Source organism: Mycoplasmopsis cynos (assembly GCF_900660545.1).
GTDB classification, from domain to species: Bacteria; Bacillota_I; Bacilli_A; order Mycoplasmatales; family Metamycoplasmataceae; genus Mycoplasmopsis; species Mycoplasmopsis cynos.
On record NZ_LR214976.1, the window covers coordinates 1 to 4,829 of the forward strand.

Here is a 4,829-nt window from a genome sequence, read left to right on the forward strand (position 1 = left end):
TATACCATATGAATATTTATTTTCATCATGAAATAAAAAAGAATTTCGTAGTAAATTTGATCGAAACTATATTATCGAATCAATTAATCACTTTAATAGTGAAATAGAAAATATTAACCAACAGAATTCATTATATAAAAACATATTTGATGAATTTTATCTTTCAATTCAAAAGGTCAAAAATGAAGATAGCATCAAAAAAGGTTGTTAGAATTATTGATGAAATTCCAACTAAAAAACAAGATTATGATGTATTAGGTTTTATTTATCAATTTTAATTGGTGAGTTTGCCTCAACAGCAGGTAAAAAAGCTGGGGAATTTTACACACCACTTGAAGCCGGGATTCTAATGTCTGAAATAATTTCATTCCATCTTAGTAAATTTACATATGATAAAGATGATTTAATTAGAATATATGACCCCACAGCCGGTTCTGGTTCTTTATTAATTAGAGTTGCAGAAAAATTCCAAAAACATATGAATGAATTACATCATGATATTAGAATTAATATATTGCACAAGAAATTCTACCAACCTCATTTAAGACATTGAGTATGAACTTAATTATGCATAATATTCCACCACAATTAATAAACATTAGAGAAGCTGATACCTTAGAAGATGATTGACCAACAGAAAGTAACGGAGATAAAAAAGTTAAAGCTATTGTAGCAAATCCACCTTATTCTCATCTTTGAAAACCTGATAATAAAATAATGATCCAAGATTCCAATCATATGGTCTTGCTCCAAAATCAAAAGCTGATTATGCCTTTTTATTACATAGTTTATATACCATTTAGATAAAGATGGAATAATGGCAATAGTTTTACCTCACGGAGTTTTATTTAGAGGCGGTTCTGAATATGAAATTAGAAAATCATTAATCAAAAAACAAAAAATTGATACCATTATTGGACTTCCTAATAATATGTTTATGGGTACTGGTATTTCAACTATAATAATGATTCTTAAAGAAAACAAAACTACTGACGACATTATGTTTGTTGATGGTTCTAAACTTTTTTCAAAAGATGGAAATAAAATAAAACTTGATAGATCACATATTATCAAAATATCAGATGTTGTTAATAACAGAATTGAAAAAGATGGATTTTCAAGAATTGTTTCGCTTAAAGAAGTTGAGGAAAATGACTACAATCTAAATATTTCAAGATATATAGATAATTATGATAAAGATGAAATTCATGACTTATATTCAACAATGTATGGTGGAGTATCTGACCAAGAAATTTCGGTTTTAAATCCATTTTGAAATAAGTTTATTGGTTTAAAAGAAAAACTTATTTCAAAAAGACCTGACGGATATAATCTTTTAAATCTAAAAAATGATGATTTAGTAAATACAGTAAAAAATGATTCATATGTAAAAGAGTTTATTAAAGAAAATAAAGACATTGCAAATTTAATTATCGAGTTTATTAAGAAAAATATTCCTTCATATGAAAATATTAATGAAATTAATGTTTATAACTTTGAAAGTAATTTCGAAGAATTTATATTAAATATTAAAGATAATGCCTTTATTGAAAAATATGACATATATCAAGTAGCGATTGAAAAATTCGAGATTATTAAAGAGGATATTGAAATAATTCAAAATTATCAAAATGATAATATCTCAATTTCAGAAATTCTTATTCAAGAAAAAAATATTGAAAATAATAAAAATGGCACTCTAGTCAATTGAGATGCTCGCTTAATAGGCAAGGAATTTATTATTGAGAAATTTTTTGTTAATGAATTAAATGAAATAAAAAAATTAAAATACAATATCGATTCAATAGAAAGCGAAATTAAAGAAACATTTGAATCAATTGATGAAGAAGAAAAAGATCTACCTATATTTAAAGAAAATGGTTTTGATAATAAAGAATTATCAAAACAAGTTGCTATTTTAAAGAAGGATAAATATGCATTAGATAATCTTGAATTAGCCGACAAACTTATTCATGTTTATAATTTAAACAACGAACTTAAAAATTTAAAAGACTTACTCAAAATAAATGAGTTCGAATTATTAAACGCCTCTTGTAAAATAAAAGATCATAAAATGTATTTTATCTAGTGAATCGTATTTTTTCAAGAGAGGCGTTTAATAATTCGAACTCATTTATTTTGAGTAAGTCTTTTAAATTTTTAAGTTCGTTGTTTAAATTATAAACATGAATAAGTTTGTCGGCTAATTCAAGATTATCTAATGCATATTTATCCTTCTTTAAAATAGCAACTTGTTTTGATAATTCTTTATTATCAAAACCATTTTCTTTAAATATAGGTAGATCTTTTTCTTCTTCATCAATTGATTCAAATGTTTCTTTAATTTCGCTTTCTATTGAATCGATATTGTATTTTAATTTTTTTATTTCATTTAATTCATTAACAAAAAATTTCTCAATAATAAATTCCTTGCCTATTAAGCGAGCATCTCAATTGACTAGAGTGCCATTTTTATTATTTTCAATATTTTTTTTCTTGAATAAGAATTTCTGAAATTGAGATATTATCATTTTGATAATTTTGAATTATTTCAATATCCTCTTTAATAATCTCGAATTTTTCAATCGCTACTTGATATATGTCATATTTTTCAATAAAGGCATTATCTTTAATATTTAATATAAATTCTTCGAAATTACTTTCAAAGTTATAAACATTAATTTCATTAATATTTTCATATGAAGGAATATTTTTCTTAATAAACTCGATAATTAAATTTGCAATGTCTTTATTTTCTTTAATAAACTCTTTTACATATGAATCATTTTTTACTGTATTTACTAAATCATCATTTTTTAGATTTAAAAGATTATATCCGTCAGGTCTTTTTGAAATAAGTTTTTCTTTTAAACCAATAAACTTATTTCAAAATGGATTTAAAACCGAAATTTCTTGGTCAGATACTCCACCATACATTGTTGAATATAAGTCATGAATTTCATCTTTATCATAATTATCTATATATCTTGAAATATTTAGATTGTAGTCATTTTCCTCAACTTCTTTAAGCGAAACAATTCTTGAAAATCCATCTTTTTCAATTCTGTTATTAACAACATCTGATATTTTGATAATATGTGATCTATCAAGTTTATTTTTATTTCCATCTTTTGAAAAAAGTTTAGAACCATCAACAAACATAATGTCGTCAGTAGTTTTGTTTTCTTTAAGAATCATTATTATAGTTGAAATACCAGTACCCATAAACATATTATTAGGAAGTCCAATAATGGTATCAATTTTTTGTTTTTTGATTAATGATTTTCTAATTTCATATTCAGAACCGCCTCTAAATAAAACTCCGTGAGGTAAAACTATTGCCATTATTCCATCTTTATCTAAATGGTATAAACTATGTAATAAAAAGGCATAATCAGCTTTTGATTTTGGAGCAAGACCATATGATTGGAATCTTGGATCATTTATTTTATTATCAGGTTTTCAAAGATGAGAATAAGGTGGATTTGCTACAATAGCTTTAACTTTTTTATCTCCGTTACTTTCTGTTGGTCAATCATCTTCTAAGGTATCAGCTTCTCTAATGTTTATTAATTGTGGTGGAATATTATGCATAATTAAGTTCATACTCAATGTCTTAAATGAGGTTGGTAGAATTTCTTGTGCAATATATTTAATTCTAATATCATGATGTAATTCATTCATATGTTTTTGGAATTTTTCTGCAACTCTAATTAATAAAGAACCAGAACCGGCTGTGGGGTCATATATTCTAATTAAATCATCTTTATCATATGTAAATTTACTAAGATGGAATGAAATTATTTCAGACATTAGAATCCCGGCTTCAAGTGGTGTGTAAAATTCCCCAGCTTTTTTACCTGCTGTTGAGGCAAACTCACCAATTAAATATTGATAAATAAAACCTAATACATCATAATCTTGTTTTTTAGTTGGAATTTCATCAATAATTCTAACAACCTTTTTGATGCTATCTTCATTTTTGACCTTTTGAATTGAAAGATAAAATTCATCAAATATGTTTTTATATAATGAATTCTGTTGGTTAATATTTTCTATTTCACTATTAAAGTGATTAATTGATTCGATAATATAGTTTCGATCAAATTTACTACGAAATTCTTTTTTATTTCATGATGAAAATAAATATTCATATGGTATATAAAAACCTAAATTTTCTTTTAAGCTATCAACAATTTGATCAGGATTTTCACCTTTTGTAAGATCTTCTATGTATAAGTAACATTCATTATTATTTGATTTTTCATCATTTTTTTGACATAGTTGATAATCGCCATTTTTATCAATTAATGTTTCAGTTTGCTTTGATGATAAGTATTTATAAAATATTAAACCTAATATAATTTTGTCATATTCTGTGACATCTAACTGTGATCTAAGTTCGTTAGCAGCAGATCATATTTTATTAGCAAGTTTTTGCTTGCTCATTTTGATAAAGTCTTGATTATTTTCAAGATTTTTCGCCATTTGTACTCCTTTTAAATTAAATTACCTTTATTTTTATATCTTAATTATAGTATTATTTATTAATTTCGCTGTAAAAAACTCAAAAAATATAAATAAAACATTATCCTTAAAAATTTTTCTTTTTTAGTTTTTTTGTTTTTACATAATAAAATGTTAAAAGTTAAAAAAAGATTTAAAATACTAAAGAGAAAATAATTAAAAATTGGATAAAGTATTTTGGTATTGCCTAAGCACTTTATCCAATTTTTATTTTTTAAAATATTGTGTTTAAGTGAAATTTATTTTAATCTTGCAGCATTTTTAAATATATATCTAATTTTTCATTGATATACTTAGCGAAT

The 4,829-nt window shown here is 24.0% G+C and carries 6 protein-coding genes; 4 read left to right on the plus strand and 2 right to left on the minus strand.

The window, feature by feature from the left end:
- The 4 genes from EXC48_RS04600 to EXC48_RS00085 all read left to right on the plus strand — a co-directional run.
- A partial coding sequence (locus EXC48_RS04600; protein ID WP_165035591.1) for a hypothetical protein occupies positions 1-211 on the plus strand: 211 nt, incomplete at its 5' end.
- A 66-nt stretch (positions 212-277) separates the two neighbouring features.
- Positions 278-565 (plus strand): N-6 DNA methylase, encoded by a 288-nt coding sequence (locus EXC48_RS05015; RefSeq protein ID WP_268814392.1) that lies wholly within the window; start codon positions 278-280, stop codon positions 563-565.
- Positions 566-567: 2 nt separating this feature from the next.
- Positions 568-807, plus strand: a complete 240-nt coding sequence (locus EXC48_RS05020; protein ID WP_268814391.1) for an N-6 DNA methylase — start codon at positions 568-570, stop codon at positions 805-807.
- A 10-nt stretch (positions 808-817) separates the two neighbouring features.
- Positions 818-2,089 (plus strand): N-6 DNA methylase, encoded by a 1,272-nt coding sequence (locus tag EXC48_RS00085; RefSeq protein WP_223216282.1) that lies wholly within the window; start codon positions 818-820, stop codon positions 2,087-2,089.
- Here the strand turns inward: EXC48_RS00085 and EXC48_RS00090 are convergent.
- Both EXC48_RS00090 and EXC48_RS00095 read right to left on the minus strand, forming a co-directional pair.
- Positions 2,082-2,531, minus strand: a complete 450-nt coding sequence (locus tag EXC48_RS00090) for a hypothetical protein (protein WP_129720329.1) — start codon at positions 2,529-2,531, stop codon at positions 2,082-2,084. The two genes, EXC48_RS00085 and EXC48_RS00090, sit on opposite strands and share 8 nt — an antisense overlap.
- Positions 2,476-4,488: a type I restriction-modification system subunit M gene (locus tag EXC48_RS00095; RefSeq protein WP_129720330.1), complete on the minus strand. Its 2,013-nt coding sequence runs from the start codon at positions 4,486-4,488 to the stop codon at positions 2,476-2,478. Before EXC48_RS00095 ends, EXC48_RS00090 begins: the two co-directional genes overlap by 56 nt.
- Positions 4,489-4,829: the final 341 nt, after the last annotated feature.